Annotated in this window: 22 protein-coding genes; 9 read left to right on the forward strand and 13 right to left on the reverse strand. The window is 63.7% G+C overall.

Features of this window, described 5'->3' with window-relative positions:
- The first annotated feature begins 41 nt into the window (after nt 1-41).
- Complete coding sequence (locus EPJ54_RS12940) at nt 42-206, forward strand: DUF1328 domain-containing protein (RefSeq protein WP_135212167.1); 165 nt, start codon at nt 42-44, stop codon at nt 204-206.
- A gap of 2 nt (nt 207-208) precedes the next feature.
- On the opposite strand, the gene EPJ54_RS12945 is transcribed toward EPJ54_RS12940, so the two are convergent.
- Entirely contained in the window at nt 209-1,105 is an 897-nt protein-coding gene (locus tag EPJ54_RS12945) for a LysR family transcriptional regulator (RefSeq protein WP_135212168.1), read from the reverse strand.
- Nucleotides 1,106-1,200: 95 nt separating this feature from the next.
- Here EPJ54_RS12945 and EPJ54_RS12950 point away from each other — a divergent pair, with 95 nt between their 5' ends.
- The 4 genes from EPJ54_RS12950 to mmsB all read left to right on the forward strand — a co-directional run bounded on the left by EPJ54_RS12950 (nt 1,201) and on the right by mmsB (nt 5,078).
- On the forward strand, nt 1,201-2,697 hold the full coding sequence (locus EPJ54_RS12950) for a CoA-acylating methylmalonate-semialdehyde dehydrogenase (protein WP_135212169.1): 1,497 nt from the start codon (nt 1,201-1,203) through the stop codon (nt 2,695-2,697).
- Complete coding sequence (locus tag EPJ54_RS12955; protein WP_135212170.1) at nt 2,697-2,981, forward strand: hypothetical protein; 285 nt, start codon at nt 2,697-2,699, stop codon at nt 2,979-2,981. Before EPJ54_RS12950 ends, EPJ54_RS12955 begins: the two co-directional genes overlap by 1 nt.
- Nucleotides 2,982-2,985: 4 nt before the next feature.
- Nucleotides 2,986-4,059: an enoyl-CoA hydratase/isomerase family protein gene (locus EPJ54_RS12960; protein WP_135212683.1), complete on the forward strand. Its 1,074-nt coding sequence runs from the start codon at nt 2,986-2,988 to the stop codon at nt 4,057-4,059.
- Between the two features lie 134 nt (nt 4,060-4,193).
- Nucleotides 4,194-5,078: a 3-hydroxyisobutyrate dehydrogenase gene (gene mmsB, locus EPJ54_RS12965; RefSeq protein WP_135212171.1), complete on the forward strand. Its 885-nt coding sequence runs from the start codon at nt 4,194-4,196 to the stop codon at nt 5,076-5,078.
- A gap of 40 nt (nt 5,079-5,118) precedes the next feature.
- Here mmsB and EPJ54_RS12970 read toward each other — a convergent pair whose 3' ends face one another.
- Together EPJ54_RS12970 and EPJ54_RS12975 are read right to left on the reverse strand one after the other, a co-directional pair.
- The gene (locus EPJ54_RS12970; RefSeq protein WP_135212172.1) at nt 5,119-5,517 is read right to left on the reverse strand and encodes a response regulator; all 399 of its coding nucleotides are present in this window, start codon (nt 5,515-5,517) and stop codon (nt 5,119-5,121) included.
- Between the two features lie 98 nt (nt 5,518-5,615).
- Nucleotides 5,616-8,174, reverse strand: a complete 2,559-nt coding sequence (locus EPJ54_RS12975) for a TonB-dependent receptor (protein ID WP_167755719.1) — start codon at nt 8,172-8,174, stop codon at nt 5,616-5,618.
- Between the two features lie 384 nt (nt 8,175-8,558).
- Here EPJ54_RS12975 and queC point away from each other — a divergent pair, with 384 nt between their 5' ends.
- Both queC and queE read left to right on the forward strand, forming a co-directional pair.
- The gene (gene queC / locus EPJ54_RS12980; RefSeq protein WP_135212174.1) at nt 8,559-9,260 is read left to right on the forward strand and encodes a 7-cyano-7-deazaguanine synthase QueC; all 702 of its coding nucleotides are present in this window, start codon (nt 8,559-8,561) and stop codon (nt 9,258-9,260) included.
- A complete protein-coding gene (gene queE / locus EPJ54_RS12985) occupies nt 9,257-9,886 on the forward strand; it encodes a 7-carboxy-7-deazaguanine synthase (protein WP_135212175.1) in 630 nt (209 codons plus the stop codon). Before queC ends, queE begins: the two co-directional genes overlap by 4 nt.
- A 9-nt stretch (nt 9,887-9,895) precedes the next feature.
- On the opposite strand, the gene EPJ54_RS12990 is transcribed toward queE, so the two are convergent.
- The 4 genes from EPJ54_RS12990 to EPJ54_RS13005 form a co-directional block, all read right to left on the reverse strand.
- Nucleotides 9,896-10,399, reverse strand: a complete 504-nt coding sequence (locus EPJ54_RS12990) for a DUF3313 family protein (RefSeq protein ID WP_135212176.1) — start codon at nt 10,397-10,399, stop codon at nt 9,896-9,898.
- An 81-nt stretch (nt 10,400-10,480) separates the two neighbouring features.
- Nucleotides 10,481-10,669, reverse strand: a complete 189-nt coding sequence (locus EPJ54_RS12995) for an NF038104 family lipoprotein (RefSeq protein WP_135212177.1) — start codon at nt 10,667-10,669, stop codon at nt 10,481-10,483.
- An 83-nt stretch (nt 10,670-10,752) separates the two neighbouring features.
- Complete coding sequence (locus EPJ54_RS13000) at nt 10,753-11,286, reverse strand: response regulator (protein ID WP_135212178.1); 534 nt, start codon at nt 11,284-11,286, stop codon at nt 10,753-10,755.
- 169 nt (nt 11,287-11,455) lie between these two features.
- A complete protein-coding gene (locus tag EPJ54_RS13005) occupies nt 11,456-12,166 on the reverse strand; it encodes a pirin family protein (protein WP_135212179.1) in 711 nt (236 codons plus the stop codon).
- Between the two features lie 119 nt (nt 12,167-12,285).
- On the opposite strand from EPJ54_RS13005, the gene EPJ54_RS13010 reads away from it, so the two are divergent.
- On the forward strand, nt 12,286-12,780 hold the full coding sequence (locus EPJ54_RS13010) for a hypothetical protein (protein WP_135212180.1): 495 nt from the start codon (nt 12,286-12,288) through the stop codon (nt 12,778-12,780).
- 25 nt (nt 12,781-12,805) lie between these two features.
- Here EPJ54_RS13010 and EPJ54_RS13015 read toward each other — a convergent pair whose 3' ends face one another.
- The 5 genes from EPJ54_RS13015 to EPJ54_RS13035 all read right to left on the reverse strand — a co-directional run bounded on the left by EPJ54_RS13015 (nt 12,806) and on the right by EPJ54_RS13035 (nt 16,756).
- A complete protein-coding gene (locus EPJ54_RS13015) occupies nt 12,806-13,138 on the reverse strand; it encodes an META domain-containing protein (protein ID WP_239590918.1) in 333 nt (110 codons plus the stop codon).
- 59 nt (nt 13,139-13,197) lie between these two features.
- A complete protein-coding gene (locus EPJ54_RS13020; protein WP_135212182.1) occupies nt 13,198-14,115 on the reverse strand; it encodes an SDR family NAD(P)-dependent oxidoreductase in 918 nt (305 codons plus the stop codon).
- Nucleotides 14,116-14,166: 51 nt separating this feature from the next.
- On the reverse strand, nt 14,167-14,373 hold the full coding sequence (locus EPJ54_RS20075; RefSeq protein ID WP_239590919.1) for a hypothetical protein: 207 nt from the start codon (nt 14,371-14,373) through the stop codon (nt 14,167-14,169).
- Nucleotides 14,374-14,745: 372 nt separating this feature from the next.
- Entirely contained in the window at nt 14,746-15,423 is a 678-nt protein-coding gene (locus EPJ54_RS13030) for a nitroreductase (RefSeq protein WP_135212183.1), read from the reverse strand.
- Between the two features lie 64 nt (nt 15,424-15,487).
- The gene (locus EPJ54_RS13035) at nt 15,488-16,756 is read right to left on the reverse strand and encodes an MFS transporter (RefSeq protein WP_239590920.1); all 1,269 of its coding nucleotides are present in this window, start codon (nt 16,754-16,756) and stop codon (nt 15,488-15,490) included.
- A 122-nt stretch (nt 16,757-16,878) separates the two neighbouring features.
- Between EPJ54_RS13035 and EPJ54_RS13040 the strand changes: the two genes are divergently transcribed.
- On the forward strand, nt 16,879-17,373 hold the full coding sequence (locus tag EPJ54_RS13040) for a GNAT family N-acetyltransferase (protein WP_167755720.1): 495 nt from the start codon (nt 16,879-16,881) through the stop codon (nt 17,371-17,373).
- Here EPJ54_RS13040 and EPJ54_RS13045 read toward each other — a convergent pair.
- Entirely contained in the window at nt 17,370-17,786 is a 417-nt protein-coding gene (locus EPJ54_RS13045) for a CBS domain-containing protein (RefSeq protein WP_135212185.1), read from the reverse strand. The two genes, EPJ54_RS13040 and EPJ54_RS13045, sit on opposite strands and share 4 nt — an antisense overlap.
- Nucleotides 17,787-17,875 lie beyond the last annotated feature (89 nt).

Below are 17,875 nucleotides of genomic sequence, written 5' to 3' on the forward strand. Positions count from 1 at the left end.
CCTCAGCGTTTGTTCAGCATCTCAATCTGGAGGACGACCACATGCTCAGCTGGGCGCTTATTTTCTTCGTTGTTGCGATTATCGCAGCGGTCTTCGGCTTTGGCGGCATCGCGTCCGCGTCGGCCGGCATCGCGCAAATTCTGTTCTTCCTCTTCCTTGTTCTGTTCGTCGTGTCGCTCATCATGGGCATGGCGCGTCGAGGGTGACGCTAACGACCGGCGCGCGGTTTGGGCGGCATAAGCTCCGCCCGCCGCGCCGCCACGGTCTCGCGCAACCAGCGATGCACAGCTTTGGTCCGCGCATTTTCGACGACGTCTCGGTGGGTGCCGAGCCACCACCGCCGCGTTAGCCGCACAGACGGCAGCACACGCTTCAAGCTCGATCCAACAAGAAAACACGGCAGCACGCCAATGCCCCCCGCATTGGCGATAATTTCGTGTTGCGCGCGGATCGATGAGCTCGAAAGCTTCGGTTGCAAGTTTGGTGCGATCGCTTCGAGATAGCGCAGCTCTTCCGCATACAAGAGATCGTCCATGTAGCCGACAATGTCGTGCTCTTGCAGCTCCTGCGCGCTCTCGGGCGTGCCGCGTCGTTTCAGATACGCGGCCGATGCATAGAGCCCCAAATGATAATCGGTCAGCGGCTCCACCACCAAGCGCGCGCCCTTCGGCTCCGCCAAAGCCACGACGACATCGACCTCGCGCTTGGTTGGCGAAAGAAAACTCGGTTGCGCGGCCAACTCAATCCGCAGCGTTGGGTACGCCGCATGCAAAGCGGGTAGCGCTGGCGCCAGGATGGCCGTGCCGAACCCCTCCGACGCGCTGATCCGCACCGTGCCGCCGACGACATTGGATTCCGCGGCGTGCGACACCGCCTCCATCGCCGCCTCGGCTTCTGTCGCCGCCGCCAACAAGCGCGCCCCGGCGGCCGTCAGCTGAATCCCGCTCGGCGAGCGCACGAACAAAGTCGATTTCAGCGCCGTCTCCAGCCGCGCCAGCCGTCGACCGACTGTCGCCGCGTCGATCCCAAGCCGCTGCGCCGCACCTGCCAGCGTGCCGGCCCGGGTCGCGGCCAGGAAAAGCCTGAGATCGTCCCAATCGTACATAGCGCCCGCGCACCATCATCCTGCAAAAACGCATTACCAGTATTGCACGATTAGGCGTATGGGAAGCCGACAAGCTCAAAGCGAGGAAACGCCCCATGCGCGCCATCGAACACTACGTCTCCGGCAAGGCCCTGATCGGCGCCTCCGGCCGCCACGGCGACGTCTACAATCCCAACACCGGCGCGGTGCAGGCCCAGGTCGCCCTCGCCAATGCGCGCGAGATCGACGCCGCCGTGCAATCGGCTGCGAAAGCGTTTCCGGGCTGGGCCGCCACCAACCCGCAGCGCCGCGCGCGCGTCATGTTCGCCTTCAAGCAGCTCGTCGAAAAAAACATGGACGAACTCGCGCACTTGCTCTCGTCCGAGCACGGCAAGGTGATCGCGGACTCGAAGGGCGACATCCAACGCGGCCTTGAAGTGATCGAGTTCGCCTGCGGCATCCCGCATGCACTGAAGGGCGAATATACGGAAGGGGCGGGTCCCGGCATTGACGTCTATTCGATGCGCCAACCGCTCGGCGTGGTCGCGGGCATCACGCCGTTCAATTTTCCCGCCATGATCCCGATGTGGATGTTCGGCGTCGCGATCGCGACGGGCAACACGTTCGTGCTGAAGCCGAGCGAGAAAGACCCGTCCGTCCCGGTGCGTCTCGCCGAATTGATGATGGAAGCGGGCGCGCCGGAAGGCGTACTCAATGTCGCCCATGGCGACAAGGAAGCCGTCGACGCCATCATCGCGCATCCGGAAATCAAAGCGATCAGCTTCGTCGGCTCGTCCGACATCGCGCACTATATCTATAGCCACGGCACCGCAAACGGTAAGCGCGTGCAAGCAATGGGCGGCGCCAAGAACCACGGCATCGTTCTGCCCGATGCTGATCTCGATCAAGTCGTGAAGGATCTCGTGGGCGCGGCCTACGGCTCCGCCGGCGAACGCTGCATGGCGCTGCCGGTCGTCGTGCCGGTCGGCAAGAAGACCGCTGACGATTTGCGTGAGCGCCTGATCCCGGAAATCGAGAAGCTGAAGGTCGGCATCTCCACCGATGCGGATGCGCAATACGGCCCAGTCGTCAGCCTCGCGCACAAGCGCAAGGTCGAAGATTATATCGGCCTTGGCGCGAAAGAGGGCGCCGAGCTCGTGCGCGACGGCCGCGGCTTCAAGCTGCAAGGCTATGAAGAGGGCTTCTTCGTCGGCCCGACGCTCTTCGACAAGGTCAGCACCGAAATGCGCACCTACAAGGAAGAAATCTTCGGCCCAGTGCTGCAAATCATGCGCGCTGAGAATTTCGAGGAAGCGCTCGCGCTGCCCAGCCAACACCAATACGGCAACGGCGTCGCCATCTTCACCCGCAACGGCCGCGCCGCGCGCGAATTTGCGCAGCGTGTGAATGTCGGCATGGTCGGCATCAACGTGCCGATCCCAGTGCCGGTCGCGTATCACACCTTCGGCGGTTGGAAGCGCAGCGCCTTCGGCGACACCAACCAGCACGGCATGGAAGGCGTGAAGTTCTACACGAAAGTGAAAACGGTCACGGCGCGTTGGCCGGAAGGCGACGTCGGTGATCAGAGCTTCGTTATTCCAACGATGCGGTGATGTTAGAATTAATTCTATTCTTCGGCGTTTGGATCCCGCTCGGGCTAATGATGATCGGTGTCCCGCTGATGATCATTCATCTGGTGTGGAGGCGGCGCTTTGCAGCGGCGCTTCTCGTCGTCGCCGCCAATGTGGTCATTGGCTTGGCGTTTGAGCTGTTCTATCCCGGCAACCTGAGCATTGCATCCCTCATTGCACTTTGGCTGCTTGGAATCGCCTCCGTGGCCGCGTCATTCGCAATCTGGTCGCGTGCGCAAATTGAAGCCAGAAAGAATTCAGGTTGAAAGACTGCCTTTGACTGAAATCCTCACCTCCACCAACGCTGGCTTAGCCCGCATCACGCTGAACCGCCCCGCAGCACTCCACGCGCTCAACACGCAAATGTGCCGCGACATGATCGCCGCACTGCAAAGCTGGCGTGACGATGAGCGCGCGCGCGTCGTCATGATCGATCACGCCGAAGGTACGCGCGGCTTTTGCGCGGGCGGCGATATCCGCATGTTGGCCGAAAGCGGGAAGGGCGACGGCGCCGAGGCGCGCGAATTCTTCTACACCGAGTATCAGCTCAACCATCTGTTGTTCACCTACCCAAAGCCGATCGTCGCTTTGATCGACGGCGTGACGATGGGCGGCGGCGTCGGCATCTCGATGCCCGCGCGCTTCCGCATCGCCACCGAAAACACCACCTACGCCATGCCCGAAACCGGCATTGGCTTGTTTCCCGATGTTGGCGGCGGCTGGTATCTGCCGCGCAAGCCGGGCGCCATCGGCATGTGGCTCGCGCTCACCGGCGCGCGCCTGAAAGCCGCCGATTGTCTCATCGCCGGCATCGCCACGCATTACATGCCGACCGAAATCCTCGCTGCCGCGCGCGCGCAAATCGCCGGCGCTGCACAAACGCACGAACCCGAACGCGCGCTCGATAGCGGCTTGGAAGCGTTGAGCGAAGGCGCGGGCCGCCCCAAAGAACTCACGCCGGAGAACGTCGAGCGCATCAACCGCATCTTCGCAGCTGAAAGCGTCGAAGCCATCGTCGCAGCCCTCGAAGCCGACGGTTCGGACTGGGCCAAAGCCCAAATCTCCACGCTCGCGAGCAAATCGCCGCAAACTTTGAAAGTCGCGTTCCGCCAACTGCGCGATGGCGCGGCGATGCAGAGCTTCGCCGACGAGATGGCCCAAGAATACGCGATCGGCGCGCGCGTCGTGCAGCGTCACGATTTCATCGAAGGCGTGCGCGCGCTGATCGTCGACAAAGACAACAAACCCCGATGGAACCCAGCCACGCTCGCCGGCGTCACTGATGCGATGCTGGACGAAATTTTCGCGCCCCTGCCGGCGGATCAGGAATGGAAGCCGTTGTGATTTTAACGTCGTCATTCTGGGGCGATCTCACGAAGTGAGAGCGAACCCGGAACACCGACGCGCTGGCGGCCCTGGGTTCCCCATCGCGCTCCGCGCGTCCGGAATGACGAACTAAAAATGTTGGAGAGTGAAGCATGACCCGCGTTGCATTTATCGGCCTCGGCAATATGGGCTCGGGCATGGCGGCCAATCAGGCCAAGGCCGGGCGCGAGGTGATCGCGTTCGATCTCTCCGCCGAGGCGCTGGAGCGCGCCAAAGAGCACGGCGTCAAACCCGCCGCTGGCGCGGCCGAAGCCGTGAAGGACGCAGACATCGTCATCACCATGCTACCCGCCGGTCAGCACGTGCGCGATGTTTACCTGAGCGCGATCCTGCCCAATGCGCCGCGCGATGCGCTGTTGATCGATTGCTCCACCATCGACGTCGATTCCGCGCGCACCGTCGCGCGCGATGCATCCATGCAGGGCTTCCGTAGCGCCGACGCGCCCGTCTCCGGCGGTACGGCGGCGGCAAGCGGCGGCACGCTCACCTTCATGGTTGGCTGTCGCGAACAGGATTTCGCCGAGATCGAAGAGGCTTTGAAGCCGATGGCCAAAGCCATCATCCATGCCGGCGATAGCGGCGCGGGGCAGGCGGCGAAGATCTGCAACAACATGCTGCTCGGCATTTCGATGATCGGCGTCAGTGAAGCGTTCACGCTCGCGGAATCGCTCGGTCTCGACGCGCAGAAATTCTACGACATCGCGTCCAAAGCTTCCGGCCAATGCTGGTCGCTCACCTCGTACTGCCCGTGGCCTGGCCCGGTGCCGACAGCGCCCTCCAATCGAAACTACGAAGGCGGCTTTGCCTCAGCGATGATGCTGAAGGATCTGAAGCTGGCGCAGGAAGCCGCGGACGGCGTCGGCGCGCCTACGCCGCTCGGCGGCGCGGCGACCGCGATCTATGACGACCTCGTCGCCGCCGGTCATGCCAACAAGGATTTCTCCTACGTGCTGCAAATGTTGCGCGGGCGCGGCTAACGGAGCGCGGGGCTTCAGACCCGCGACTTCTGCGCTGGCGTCAGGCACGGGGGTCTGAAGACCCGCGCTCCAACAAATCCTGCACCTTTGCGATCAATTCGCGCGGACTGACCGGCTTCACCATCACCGCGTTCGCGCCGGCCGCATGCGCGGCGTCACGCAGCTCTGCGTGATCATGCCCGGTGATCATGACGATGCACGGCGCGCCATAGCGTTCGTCCGCGCGTACGGCGTTGATGAAGCTCACGCCATCCATGCCCGGCATGCCGCTATCGACTAGAATCAGATGCGCCGGCGCTTCCGCCTGCATCTCCAGCCCCAACTCGCCGCGCGACGCCTCGCGCACGCGCTTCACGCCCGCCGACGCCATCACGCGCGCCAGCATCACGCGCATCGCCTCGTGGTCATCCACGATCAGAACGTCGAGGTCGCCGCCCATGCGCCAGCCTTAAGCCGCGTCGCGCGCGCCTCCAACACAAAAGCAAATGGCCGGAGCTTTCGCCCCGGCCATCGCTGTAGTCGTTGTTTCGCTAGCGCTTAGTAGCGCGCGCGGATCGTCAAGCCGTAGGTGGCTGGCTCGTTCGGATAGACTACGTAGTCGTTTTGCAGCGGCGGCGAGAAGGCGCCGACGAAGTAGCTCTCGTCGAACAAATTGCGGCCCCACAGTTCGACCGACCAGCGCTCGTCCTGCGAACCAATGCCGACGCGGCCATTGAAGATCGCGAACTCGCCATTGTCCGTCGCGCCATTCGGCTCGCGGCTCAGCGTCTGCGTGCGGTAGCCGTCGTTCCAGCGAGTGTCGATGTAGAACAGCGCCTGCAGATTATCGCCAATCGGCTGAACGTACGTGGCCGCAGCGGTCACGGTCAGTTCCGGCGCGAACGCGAAGGGCTGGCCTGAGAACACGGCGTTCGGGTCCGCGTCGCCGAGGGCGGCGGTGAGCGGGTTGAAGCGCACTTCGCTGTCGTAGAAGGCGTCCGTGTACACCACGCCGCCGGTGAGCGTCAGGTTGTCGGTCGGACGAGCCGAAACTTCGAGCTCAGCGCCTTGGCTGATGGCTTCCGGAATGTTGCGCGTGATGAAGTTGAAGCCGTTGAAGGCGTTCAGCTGATAGTCGTGGATCTCTTGGTAGAAGCCGGTGAGGTTCACCGTCGTCGTGCCGCCTAGGATCGTCGACTTGATGCCGATTTCGTACGCGTCGGTGAATTCCGGCGCGAACGCCAGTTGATCGACGCTGAGCAGGCTCGGATCGATCAGAGCCGGCGTGATCGCAAAGCCTGAGCGGTCGACGTTGAAGCCGCCCGCCTTGTAGCCGCGCGAATAGCCGCCATAGACCATCACATCATCGTTGAGGTTATAGGCCAGCGAGATTGTGCCGCTGAGTTCTTCTTCCTCGCTGTCGCCTTCCCAGTCGCCATTGGCGATCGGGTTCACGGCGGGGTTGCAGGCGATGTTCATCAGCGCCGACGCCGCACTCCCTTGCAGCACCGTGACGATGCCGCCCGGTCCCGGGACGAGGCCGTCGGTGAAGGCTTCAACGCCCTGCAGCGACAAGCAGGAATTCGAGGTCGAGAGCAGATCGCCCGTAAGGTCCTTCGTTTCCGAGCTGTAGCGCAGGCCAACGGTCAGCGTGAGCGCGTCGCTCAAGCTGATTTCGTTGTGCGTGAAGAGCGCGATGCTCTGCGTATCGACGATCCAGTGATCGCTCTGCTGGCCCTGGCCTGTCGTGTTTCCGGTCAGATAGACATTGGCAAAAGCCGGGTTGCCTGTGGCGCACAGGAAGAACGACGGGATCGGGTCGGTCACGCCGTCCGTGTCAGCGCCGGTGGAATCATACAATTCGCAGCCGTTCGGTGTGGCGAGCGTCGTCGACGCGCCACGGGTGACGAGGTTGGCGAAGAGGTTCGAGTTCGCGCCGATGCGGATCGTGTCCGTCGTGTCCAGCGTTTCGTCAGCGTAGAAAGCGCCGACGAGCCAATTCACGCGGCCCGTTTCACCTTGCAGGCGGAATTCCTGGGTGAAGTTTTCGAAGCCGACTTCCAGACCGTCCCGATAGGCGATGTCGATGACGTTGAAATCGACGTCCTGGTCGCGGACCGCATCCCAATCGCGATAGGCCGTGATCGAGGTGAAATTGGCGAAGCCCAGATCCCAATCGAGTTGACCGGAAATGCCCCATTCTTCGGTCTCTTCACCGTACGAACGGCCCGGCGTCACCGTCATGGCGCGCGCGTCGAGGTCGATCGGCGGGCTGCCTGCGCCGCCAGTGATCAGGCCGACGGCGGTATTGGTCGAACCATAGAGCAGCGGGGTGATGCCGCAGCAGACTTCATCTGATTGCGCGCCATCGACGATCACGCGCAGCGTGGCGTCCGGCGAGATATCCCAGACCGCTTGCGCACGCAGCGTCGAGCGATCGCGAGTGTTGATGTCGTCGCCCGAAATCAGATCGGTGATGTAGCCGTCGCGCGCGCGGATCGAGCCGTCGAGGCGCACGGCCAACGAGTCCGTCAGCGGGACGTTTACGCCGGCGCGAGCGCCGCTTTCTTCGAGGTCATCGAAGCCAAACGTGCCTTCCAGCCACATGCCTGGGCTGAAATCCGGACCAGCCGTGATCACCGAGATGGCGCCAGCCGAGGTGTTGCGGCCGTAGAGTGTGCCTTGCGGACCGCGCAGCACTTCGACGCGCTCAAGCTCTGGCAGATCGGCGAGGGCCGCGCCGGCGCGGGCGCGATAGACGCCGTCGATGAAGATGCCGACAGCGGCTTCAAAGCCCGGGTTGTCCGAACCGGTGCCGATGCCGCGGATGCGGGCGGTGGTGCCCGACGAATTCGATTGGCCCGTGCCCATTTCGAGCGACGGAGCGACTTGCGTCACGTCGCGTAGATCTTGCGCGCCAGAGTTTTGCAGCGCTTCGCCACTGACCGCGGTCACCGCGATCGGAACATCCTGGATCGCGGCCGCGCGGCCCGTGGCCGTCACGACGATCTCTTCCGACACGTCTTCGTCCTGCGCGAACGCGGGCGTGATCGCGCCCATCGCCGCGAGCGAAGCGCCCGTCAGCAGAATCCGACCCCAATTTGATTTCTTGCTCATCGCCGTCCTCCCAGAGCCGCCTGGCGCTTTCTCACTTTGAGCGCGGCGGCGAACCATCGACAAATTAGGGTTATGTGAGACTCTTAGAGGCCCCCGCTCACCCGTCCTGTCCGTACGCTATAGCGCTCATGCAACAGGCGCGTGTCAACCTGGGGTGCTGGGCAAATTGACGGGTCCGTCACTTGAATTTTTGCTTGAGGCGGGCCGGCAACACTGCCGTCGGGGCGCCGAGGGGCTGGCGCCCGAAAATGTAGCAAAGTCCGCAGTTTATGTTGCGATGCAGCAATGATGGAACTGTGGATTGCTGCGCGAGACGGGCGCGCCGCGCATTGAGTGAAGCGCCCGCGTAGCGGCCCTGTGGACAGCCGCGTATAAGCCGCGGCGATGGATGCCGCGCTCGTTCTCTTCTCCGCCGGACAGGATTCCGCGACCTGCCTCGCCTGGGCGCTGGAGCGCTATGCGCGTGTCGAGACGATCGGCTTCTTCTACGGCCAGCGCCACGCCATCGAATTGGAACAGCGCGAAACCGTGCGCCAGCGCATGACGGCGCTCGACCCGGACTGGGCTGCGCGCCTCGGTCCCGACATTGTCGTGGACATTTCGGGCTATGGCGCGCTCGCCGAAAGCGCCTTGACGGCGGATCGCGCGATCGAAATGGCCGAGAGCGGTTTGCCGACGACGTTCGTGCCCGGCCGCAATCTGGTGTTTCTCACCGTGGCCGCCGCGCAAGCCTATCGACGCGGGATCGACATCCTCGTCGCCGGTATGTGCGAGACCGATTTTTCTGGCTACCCCGATTGCCGGCGCGACACGATCGACGCGCAAGAACACGCGCTCGCGCTCGGCCTAGAACGGCCGATGAAAATCGAAACGCCGTTGATGCATCTCACCAAGGGCGCCACCTGGGGCCTCGCGCACGATCTCGGCGGCGCCGCGCTCGTCGATCTCATCGTTGAACACACCCACACCTGCTACGAAGGCGACCGCACGCATCGCCACGCCTGGGGCTATGGCTGCGCCACATGCCCCGCCTGCGATTTGCGCGCGAAGGGCTGGGATTCTTGGACCGCCGGCGGTCCAAGATGACCTACAGCGTCAAAGAAATGTTCTACACGCTGCAGGGCGAGGGCGCGCGGGCGGGGCGGCCGTCCGTCTTCGTGCGTTTCGCAGGCTGCAATCTCTGGACCGGCCGCGAGCAAGATCGCGCCGCCGCGATCTGCCAATTCTGCGATACGCAATTCGTCGGTGTTGATGGCGACGGCGGCGGCAAATTTGAAACCGCCGCAGCGCTCGCGGACGCCGCCGCGAAACTCTGGCCCGGCGGCGGCGCACCTTATGTCGTCTGCACCGGCGGCGAGCCGCTCTTGCAGCTCGATGCGCCGCTGATCGAGGCGTTACACGCGCGCGACTTCGAGATCGCGGTGGAAACCAACGGCACGATCGCCGCGCCCGCCGGCGTCGATTGGGTGTGCGTCAGCCCCAAAGCCAATGCCGACTTCGTGCAACAAAGCGGCGACGAGCTAAAGCTCGTCTATCCGCAAGAAGGCGGCGATCCCGCGCAATATACGAGCCTCGCCTTCAAGCACTTCTATCTACAGCCGATGGATAGCCCCGCGCGCGACGCCAATACGCAAGCCGCGATTGCCTATTGCCTCGCGCATCCGCAATGGCGCCTGAGCGTCCAGACGCACAAAGCGCTCGGCATTCGTTGATGTGCGCTGTTAGCGCGCGCTCGCCACGTAGGCGTCGCCAACCTTGTTGGCGAATTGGCGGATGGCGCGACGCGCTTCCGACCAGGTGCTCTCCGCGCCCGTCAGGTCCGAGAGCGAATGATTATATCGCTCGTGTGAGACCTCGGTGATCACCGCGCCATCGGCGCCACGAATGACGCCGTGCAATTCAGCGCCGCCCACCGAGATCGAGCGGATCGGATCAAGGCCAGGCCGGTTCGACAATTGCTCGAACGTCGGCCGGTTGGGTTGCGCGTCGATGATGGAGATATCGACGGTGACTCCGGCAGATGCACCCCGACGCGCCAGAGCTTCGCTCACCATGCGTTGCGCATACTCGCCGAGATATTCGCCTTCGCGCTCGCCGTAATTGTCGGTCAGCTCTTCCTGAAATTCGGGAGAGAATGAAATCGGGGAGATGGTCGCCGTCTGAGCCGACGCTGCGCTTGCGAAGGCGAGTGCGGCGAGGCTGGCGAATGCAATCGTCAAGCGCATGAAGCGGCTCCTTCATCTAGGTCGAAGGAAATATGGGACCGCTTCGGCGATTGCGCCATTCACGTTCGCGTAACAACGAAGTCAATCGTCGTCATCTTCGTCTTCGTCGTCATCACCGTCCGGGATCGCCGCGCCGATGACCGCGCCCGTGGTCTTCACGCCGGTGCTGACTACGGCGCCGGTCACGTCAACCGCCGCGCCAACAACCGCGCCCGCCAAACAGCCGCTCAGCGACATCAGCATGGCCGCGACAAGTGCAAATCTGAGCATATCCGTCCCCGCGTCCGTCCCCGCGCTCTAACGCGCATCAGCCTTGCGCCGCGCCCAGCTCTAGGCAAGCGCGGTGTGCAGCATCACGCACTGCAGCGCATGTCGTCGATGTCGAACGTGTCATCGACGCCCTGATCCGTGCGGCGACGGAAGGGCCCCGCATAATTCGGGTTTTGGCCCTTGCGGCGATCCGGCCCGAAGAAATCGCCACTGCGCACGTAAAGCCGCGTGTCTGTGAGCGCGAAGGAGACGCGTTCAAACAACAGCCGCGCGCTGATCGGCTTTTTGACAAAGCCGGTGACGCCCGCGTCGCGCGCTGCGGCCACACGAGAAATTTCGGTGTGCGCCGTCAGCATCAGGATCGGCACGTATGGATTGGGGCTCTCGCCCGATTGGCGCAGCATGCGGGCGAAGGCGAGGCCGTCGATCGGCTCCATCTTCCAGTCCAGCAGCACCAGATCGATCGGTGTCGTGCGCATCAGCTCAAGCGCCTCAGCCGCCGTTTCGGCTTCCGACATCTGATAAATGCCGCTGGCGCGCAGCAGGCAGCGGATCACGAAGCGCATCTGGGGGCTGTCGTCCACCATCAGCACATGGATGTCGCTCAGCGACGTCATGCTCGTTCACGCTCCTTCAGAATGACCTGAGAGAAACGCCCGAACGGCAAACAGGTGGTAAATATTGACCGGTTCTGGGTCGAAAAACCGGCCCGCCCGCTACTTTGTCGCGCGGACGGGCCGGTGGTTGCCGGTTGCCGCCTAAAATGACGCCAGTCTTTGAGCGCGCTCAGATTTGCGGCGCGTCGACCAGCACGATCTCAGCATCGTCCGAGGCTTCGATCCGGATGGCGTCCTCGGCGCTGATGGCCGCCCCATCGCGCGGCCCGAGTTCGATCCCGTTGACCTTCGCCGCCCCCTTGGCCAGCGCCACATAAGCATGGCGGCCTTGGCCGAGCGGGTAGGAGACGTCTTGCCCCTTGTTCAAGGTCGCCGCCAACACGCGCGCATCCTGCCGGATCGGCAGCGCGCCTGCGCTTTGATCGTCCGCATAGCCAGACGCCAGCGTCACCAACGACCCGGCGCGGTCCGCCTTCGGAAACTTGGCCGACCCCCAATAGGGTTTGCCGCCGCGCTCCTTCGGCAGAATCCAGATCTGATAGATCGTCGTTTTCTCGTCTTCGAGATTGTATTCGGCGTGCGTCACGCCGGAGCCCGCGCTCATCACCTGCACGTCCCCCGCTTCGGTGCGGCCGCGATTGCCCAGCGAATCCTGGTGCGTGATCGCGCCGGAACGCACGTAGGTAATGATTTCCATGTCGCTGTGCGGATGCGGCGGGAAGCCCGTCTTCGGCTCGATTGTGTCGTCGTTCCAGACGCGCAGCGCACCCCAATGCACGCGCTCCGGATCGTGATAGCCGGAGAAGGAAAAATGGTAGCGCGCCGCAAGCCAGTCCGCGTCGAACTTGCCCAGGCTGTCGAAGCTGCGTTTCTCAATCATGGGATCACCTTTCGACGCCCCATGTTGGCGCCGATTTGCGCGCTCTCAAGGCACAGATTGAATACTGGCTTGACGTGTGCGCTCAGCCGTCGTGCTTAGGCAGGACGAGGGAGGAGTACATGAAAAAATTCATTCTCGCGGCCGCGGCGTCGTTCGCGCTCGCAGCATGCGGCCAACCCGCCGAAGCGCCGACGGAAGAGGCGGCGCCCGCCGCGCCGGAATCGCTGATGGAGCAAATCCAAGCCATGGCGCCGGACCAGCAGCCCGTCTTCGCCTGGCAACAACTCACTGCCTACCAAGGCGCACACCCCGAAGCGCAGCCGCCGTGCACCTCGATCCGCGCCGCTGAAGCGCGCGGCATTGTCCCGCCGAACATCGATCCGGCGAGCATTTATGCGGGCCACGCGGGCTCGCTCGTGTTCGCCATTCAGTGTGGTCCGCAGCTCACGCAGGTGCGATCTGATCCGGCTGAACATTGGCTGGTGATATTCGCACCGGGCGCCACGGAAGCGGCGGTGCTGAATTGCGCCGACGGCACACGCGATCTCTGCGCCGGTCGCACGCTGCCGACGGTGGACGCCATGCCGACGCCCGCGCCGGCTGCAACGCCGTAAACAACACCGTAGAAGGGAGCGCGCCTTAGGGCGCGCTTCCCACACGCGTGAACCGCGCCACATCCGCGCCCGCGATATCGCGCAGGATCAATGTATCGCCTTCGATGACGGCGATTTGCGTATCGCGGATCGCCGCCAGGAAGCGTTGCTCCACTTCCATCCGCGCCGGCTCGCACATCATCCTGGTCAGCCCAGCATCGCCGAAGCTCATCGCCACACCTTCGCCATGCGTGACGCCAGCGAACCAACGATTGCACCCGGCGTGGCCGGACGCGCGGCCATCCGCGAATTCAATTGTCGGCGCATGTTCGCCGCCGCTGGCTTCGCGCCAGCTTGAGCCGTCGAGCGGATTATCCATTGGCGTCTCCGGCGCTGTAGCGCATGCGGCCAACGCCAAAGAAGCAATCGCTGCGCGTATCAAACTGGATCCCATGAGAACACACTCGCTGAGGCCCCCAGGTCAGTATAGTTCGCTTTCAGCGCCGGCAAAGCGTGATCGATGATGCTCTCGGGCGACCACCCCTCAACGCGCGCCATGCCACGCACCGGGCGCGGCTGGTTGAACAGGAACAATTCGTTGCCGCGCACCGCGAATACCTGGCCGGTCGTGTCCTTCGCGCCGTCCGCGCACAAAGCCACTGCGATCTGCGCCACTTGATCGGCGCGCATGTTCTTCTTGATCCGCTCGACGCGCGCGGCACTCGCTTCATCCTTCACCGGGATCGAGGCGATCATCCGTGTCCACGCAAATGGCGCGAGCACATTCGAGCGCACATTCTTGGCCGCGTTCTCCATCGCAATAATGTGCGAGAGCGACATGACGCCCAATTTCGCCGCGCCATAATTGGCTTGGCCGATATTGCCGATGAGGCCGGTGGTGGAGGTGAACAGCACATAGGCGCCGTCTTCCTGCGCGCGGAAATGTTCGATCGAGGCGCGCGTCACGTTGAACGCGCCGTTCAAATGCACGTCGATGACGGCCTTCCAATCCTCCACCGCCATCTTGTGGAACATGCCGTCGCGCAAAATCCCGGCTGGATTGATCACCGCGTGCAGCCCGCCGAATTCCTTCTTGGCCTGCTCAAACATCGAGGCGACCGCGTCGTAATCGGTGACGCTGTCCGAGTTCGAAATCGCCGTACCGCCCGCGGCGCGAATTTCCTGCGCCACAGTTTCGGCCGGCCCCGCTGAGCCCGCGTCATCGCCCTTCAGCGTGCCGCCCAGATCGTTGACCAGCACGGCCGCACCCTCGCGCCCCGCCAGCAACGCGCACTCGCGCCCAATCCCATTGCCGCCGCCCGTCACGACCACGACCTTGCCGCTCAACACGCCCATGCGTTCCTCCATGCGCGCGCATGTAAGGCGCCGCGCAGAGCGCGTGCAAGCTCACCTAGGGGAGACGATTAAGGACTTGGGGTTCGGCGCGGGCGCGGAGGTTAGCGAGACTGTGACTTTCTTTGCGACTTCATCGAGCGTCGCCGTCAGCCGGTTGATCTGCGAGGCGCTTGCGGCGAGTTCTGGCCCGTAGCGGGTGATGAGATATTCGCGGTTTGCGCTCAAGGTTTGCAGATGTGCGGCCGTGAGCTTGCGCAACACTAAACCGCCGTCGATAGCATGCGTTGCGCGCGCGGCGAGGTTATGTCCCAGGGCGCGGATCTTTGACGCCGCGAACCCGCGATGCAGCAACAGCGCGCTGAGATAAGCTCAATCGCGTGAATGGCGGCGAGTCGAAATGGCGCGCGCGTGAGCGGCTTTGCGACTCTGCTGGATTTCTCCAATAGCAGATGCGCCGCCTTCCGATACTCGTCGGCCAGCGCGCGGATTTGTTGCGGCGTCGCCAACTCGCCAGGATATGTCTGGTCCGCCATAGAGCCGATGCTAGTCGGGTCACCAACAAAAATGACTTAAGCGCCAACGCGAAAGAGGGTTAAGCGCACTTATGCAAAGCCGCGCCGGATCGCGCGCTCAATCCTCAAACCCCACAAACACCACCGCCTCGTCCACGCTCTTGCGCCGTGACACCACCGCGTTCGCGGGAAAATCATTGTCCGGATAGCCCATCGCGACGCAGATCATGATCACTTGGTCATCGGTTATGCCCGCATGCTCGCGCACGACGGGCGATTGCATGATGCCTTGGCTGTTGATCACGCAGCCGAGCCCGCGCGACCAGGCGGCGTTCACCAGCGCGTTGGTCACGCCGCCGCAATCGAACGGGCCGATATCGCCGCCATGAATGGAGCGATCATAGGTGACGACGATCGAAACAGGCGCATCGAATTGGCGAAAGCCGCGCAACACCCAATCCTTGCGCTTCTCGACATCATGACGATCGATGCCCATCACGGCGAACAATTGTTTGGCGATCTCGATCTGGCGCTCGCGATGCACGCCTTCATAAGCGCCATGCCCCCGCGACTCGCGCGATTCCGGCACGCCGGCGAGATTGCGCTCGGTGTTGCCGGCGCGAATGCGATCGAGCGGTTCACCGGTGACGACGTAGAAATTCCACGGCTGCGTGTTGAGCGATGAGGGCGCCCGCATCGCCAGCGCCATCACGTCGCGAATGACGTCCTTCGGCACCGGCTCGCGCTTGAACCCGCGAATAGAGCGCCGCCCAAGCACCACGTCGTCATATTGCATCGCATCCTCCGCGGCGGATTCTAGCAGCCGGAAGGGGGCACGCTAGATGCCCATAGGGCAGCGGTTACGACGCCCGTTCGTCCATCGGCTCGAACCCGTCCGCCTTCGCGAGTTCTGGGAACAGCCGCATCCAGCCGAGGGACGCAAACACCGCCGCGACGCCGCCGATCGTCACCGCCATCACCGGCCCGAAAATCCGCGCCATCAAGCCGGCCTCGAAATCGCCCAGCTCGTTTGAGGCGGAGATGAACACGAAGCTTACCGCCGCCACGCGGCCGCGCATCGCGTCCGGCGTGTTCAATTGGATCAGGGTTTGGCGCACATAGACGGAGATCATGTCGACGCCGCCGGCGACCGCGAGCGCCAGCGCCGTCAGCCACAAATATTCCGAGAGCCCGAAGACGATTGTCGCCAGGCCAAACGCAATCGTCGCGCCGAACATCCAGAAGCCGACGCGCGCGCGGAGCGGCTTCACCGCAAGCCAAAGTGCGACGCTGGCCGCGCCGACGCCCATCGCCGAACGCAAAATGCCCAGCTCACTCGGGCCCGCATGCAAAATGTCGCGTGCGAACACCGGCAACAGCGCCACAGCACCCGCGAGCAGCACGACAACGAGATCGAGGGAGATCGCGCCAAGCACAATCTTGTTCTTCCAAACAAAGCGCAGGCCCTCGGCAATCATGCCCAAGGTGCGCGCGTCGGTGACCGGCTCTTGTTTTGGCGCCTTCAAGAAAACGAGCAGCAAGGCCGATACGACAAGCAGCACGAACGCTGTCGCATACGGCACGGCTACGCCGAGTCCGTAAAGTAAGCCGCCCGCAGCTGGCCCTATGATTAGCGACGATTGAAACGCCAGCGACGACCAAGCGATGCCTTGTGGGAGTTCGTCGCGCGGCAACAGCATCGGCATGATCGCGCTCGCCGCCGGCGGCATGAACGCATTGATCACGCCGGCGCTGATCGCCGCCGCAAACACCGCCGGGATCACGACATCCGGACCCATACCCGACGCGAACACGAGCCAAAGCAAGATCAGCGCTTTGGCGCTCATGCAAGCGATCAGAATGAGCCGGCGATTGTAGCGATCCGCCGCTTGTCCGCCGAACAGCGAGAGCACCAGGAGCGGCAAGAATTGCGCAAGGCCGACAAGGCCCAACACGAACGCCGCTTCGGCGATGCTCTGGCCGTGCGCGCGCGCGGAATCGTAAACCTGCCAGCCCATCGCGGTCGCCTGGACCTGGATCGCGAACGTCGCGAACCAGCGCGCGGCCCAAAACTGAGCGAACAGCCGGTGGCGGAAGATATCGAGGGAAGGGATGCGAAGGGAAGCCAAGCGGGCCGGACCATGCGCTTGGGCGGTGCGAGTCGCAACAGCGCGCCCCGCATGACAGACCCGCGATTGACGCGCCCGTCAGCCGGCCCTATGCGCGGCGCCTCTTGATCGAAGGAAGAGCATTGGCCCAGACGCTGATCGCCGAAAAGCCGGAGCATGCCGAAGGCGTTGAGCACGTGCTCGAACGCGCGTTCGGTCCGGGGCGCTTCGCCAAGACGAGCGAGCGCGTGCGCGAGCGCGGCGCTGTGTTCGAGCCCGGCTTATCGCGCGTGGCGCTGAACGCGGCGGGCGAGGTGATTGGCGTGTGCCGCATCTGGCGTGCGGAGGCGGGTCAGCCTGTCTATTTCCTTGGGCCGCTCGCGGTCGATCCCGACGCCCAATCGGGCGGCTTGGGTTTGGCTTTGGTGCAGGCGTGCGTGGCCGCGTGTCGCGCCGTCGGCGGCGGCGCCATCGTGCTCGTGGGCGCAGAGAAATTCTTCGCGCCGGCCGGCTTCACGCGCGTGCCCGATGGTCGCGTCAGCCTGCCGGGCCCGACCGATCCGGCGCGATTGCTCTGGCAAGCGCTTCGTCCGGGCGGGCTCGATAAGATCGAAGGCGAACTGCGCGCGCCGCGTTAGTGGTGCGCGCTCACGGCGCCCAACACCTCGCCGGAGAGCGCCTTCGACGCCGCTGACGAAATATCGCCGAGCGCCAGAATGCCGACCATGCGCTTGTCCGCATTGATCACCGGCATCCGCCGCACGCGCCGTTCTTCCATGCGCCGCACAGCCGTCAGCAGCTCTTCGTCTTCGGAGCACCACACGACTTTCGGCGTCATGATATCCCGCGCCTTCAGCGCCGAAATATCTTTGCGGTCCGCCACGCCGCGACAGATGATGTCGCGATCCGTGACGATGCCGATGAGCCGATCGTTTTGCCCTATCGGTATGGCGCCGACATCGTGGCGCCGCATCATGTGGGCGAGCTCGGCCACCGACGTATCCGGCTCGGCCCACTTCACCCCAACATGCATGGCGTCTTTCACTCTCATGGCGTGCTCCCTTATGCGCGGATGTTTCCGCGTCTGGTTGGAACAAGCGCCGAGGCGAGTGCGCGCTAGGCGCTAGCGCGCATTCTAGA

The organism is Vitreimonas flagellata, assembly GCF_004634425.1.
Lineage (GTDB): Bacteria > Pseudomonadota > Alphaproteobacteria > Caulobacterales > Aquidulcibacteraceae > Vitreimonas > Vitreimonas flagellata.

Excerpts from the sequence above, each read along its gene's own strand:
- EPJ54_RS13010 (WP_135212180.1), top strand. The coding sequence starts at position 12,286 with ATGAAAAAATTCATTCTCGCGGCCGCGGCGTCGTTCGCGCTCGCAGCA.
- EPJ54_RS12970 (WP_135212172.1), bottom strand. The coding sequence starts at position 5,517 with ATGGGCGGCGACCTCGACGTTCTGATCGTGGATGACCACGAGGCGATG.
- mmsB (WP_135212171.1), top strand. The coding sequence starts at position 4,194 with ATGACCCGCGTTGCATTTATCGGCCTCGGCAATATGGGCTCGGGCATG.
- EPJ54_RS12950 (WP_135212169.1), top strand. The coding sequence starts at position 1,201 with ATGCGCGCCATCGAACACTACGTCTCCGGCAAGGCCCTGATCGGCGCC.
- EPJ54_RS12945 (WP_135212168.1), bottom strand. The coding sequence starts at position 1,105 with ATGTACGATTGGGACGATCTCAGGCTTTTCCTGGCCGCGACCCGGGCC.
- EPJ54_RS12940 (WP_135212167.1), top strand. The coding sequence starts at position 42 with ATGCTCAGCTGGGCGCTTATTTTCTTCGTTGTTGCGATTATCGCAGCG.
- EPJ54_RS13045 (WP_135212185.1), bottom strand. The coding sequence starts at position 17,786 with ATGAGAGTGAAAGACGCCATGCATGTTGGGGTGAAGTGGGCCGAGCCG.
- queC (WP_135212174.1), top strand. The coding sequence starts at position 8,559 with ATGGATGCCGCGCTCGTTCTCTTCTCCGCCGGACAGGATTCCGCGACC.
- EPJ54_RS12995 (WP_135212177.1), bottom strand. The coding sequence starts at position 10,669 with ATGCTCAGATTTGCACTTGTCGCGGCCATGCTGATGTCGCTGAGCGGC.
- EPJ54_RS13020 (WP_135212182.1), bottom strand. The coding sequence starts at position 14,115 with ATGGGCGTGTTGAGCGGCAAGGTCGTGGTCGTGACGGGCGGCGGCAAT.
- EPJ54_RS13015 (WP_239590918.1), bottom strand. The coding sequence starts at position 13,138 with ATGGATAATCCGCTCGACGGCTCAAGCTGGCGCGAAGCCAGCGGCGGC.
- EPJ54_RS13030 (WP_135212183.1), bottom strand. The coding sequence starts at position 15,423 with ATGCAATATGACGACGTGGTGCTTGGGCGGCGCTCTATTCGCGGGTTC.
- EPJ54_RS12975 (WP_167755719.1), bottom strand. The coding sequence starts at position 8,174 with ATGAGCAAGAAATCAAATTGGGGTCGGATTCTGCTGACGGGCGCTTCG.
- EPJ54_RS12955 (WP_135212170.1), top strand. The coding sequence starts at position 2,697 with ATGTTAGAATTAATTCTATTCTTCGGCGTTTGGATCCCGCTCGGGCTA.
- queE (WP_135212175.1), top strand. The coding sequence starts at position 9,257 with ATGACCTACAGCGTCAAAGAAATGTTCTACACGCTGCAGGGCGAGGGC.
- EPJ54_RS12990 (WP_135212176.1), bottom strand. The coding sequence starts at position 10,399 with ATGCGCTTGACGATTGCATTCGCCAGCCTCGCCGCACTCGCCTTCGCA.
- EPJ54_RS13005 (WP_135212179.1), bottom strand. The coding sequence starts at position 12,166 with ATGATTGAGAAACGCAGCTTCGACAGCCTGGGCAAGTTCGACGCGGAC.
- EPJ54_RS13000 (WP_135212178.1), bottom strand. The coding sequence starts at position 11,286 with ATGACGTCGCTGAGCGACATCCATGTGCTGATGGTGGACGACAGCCCC.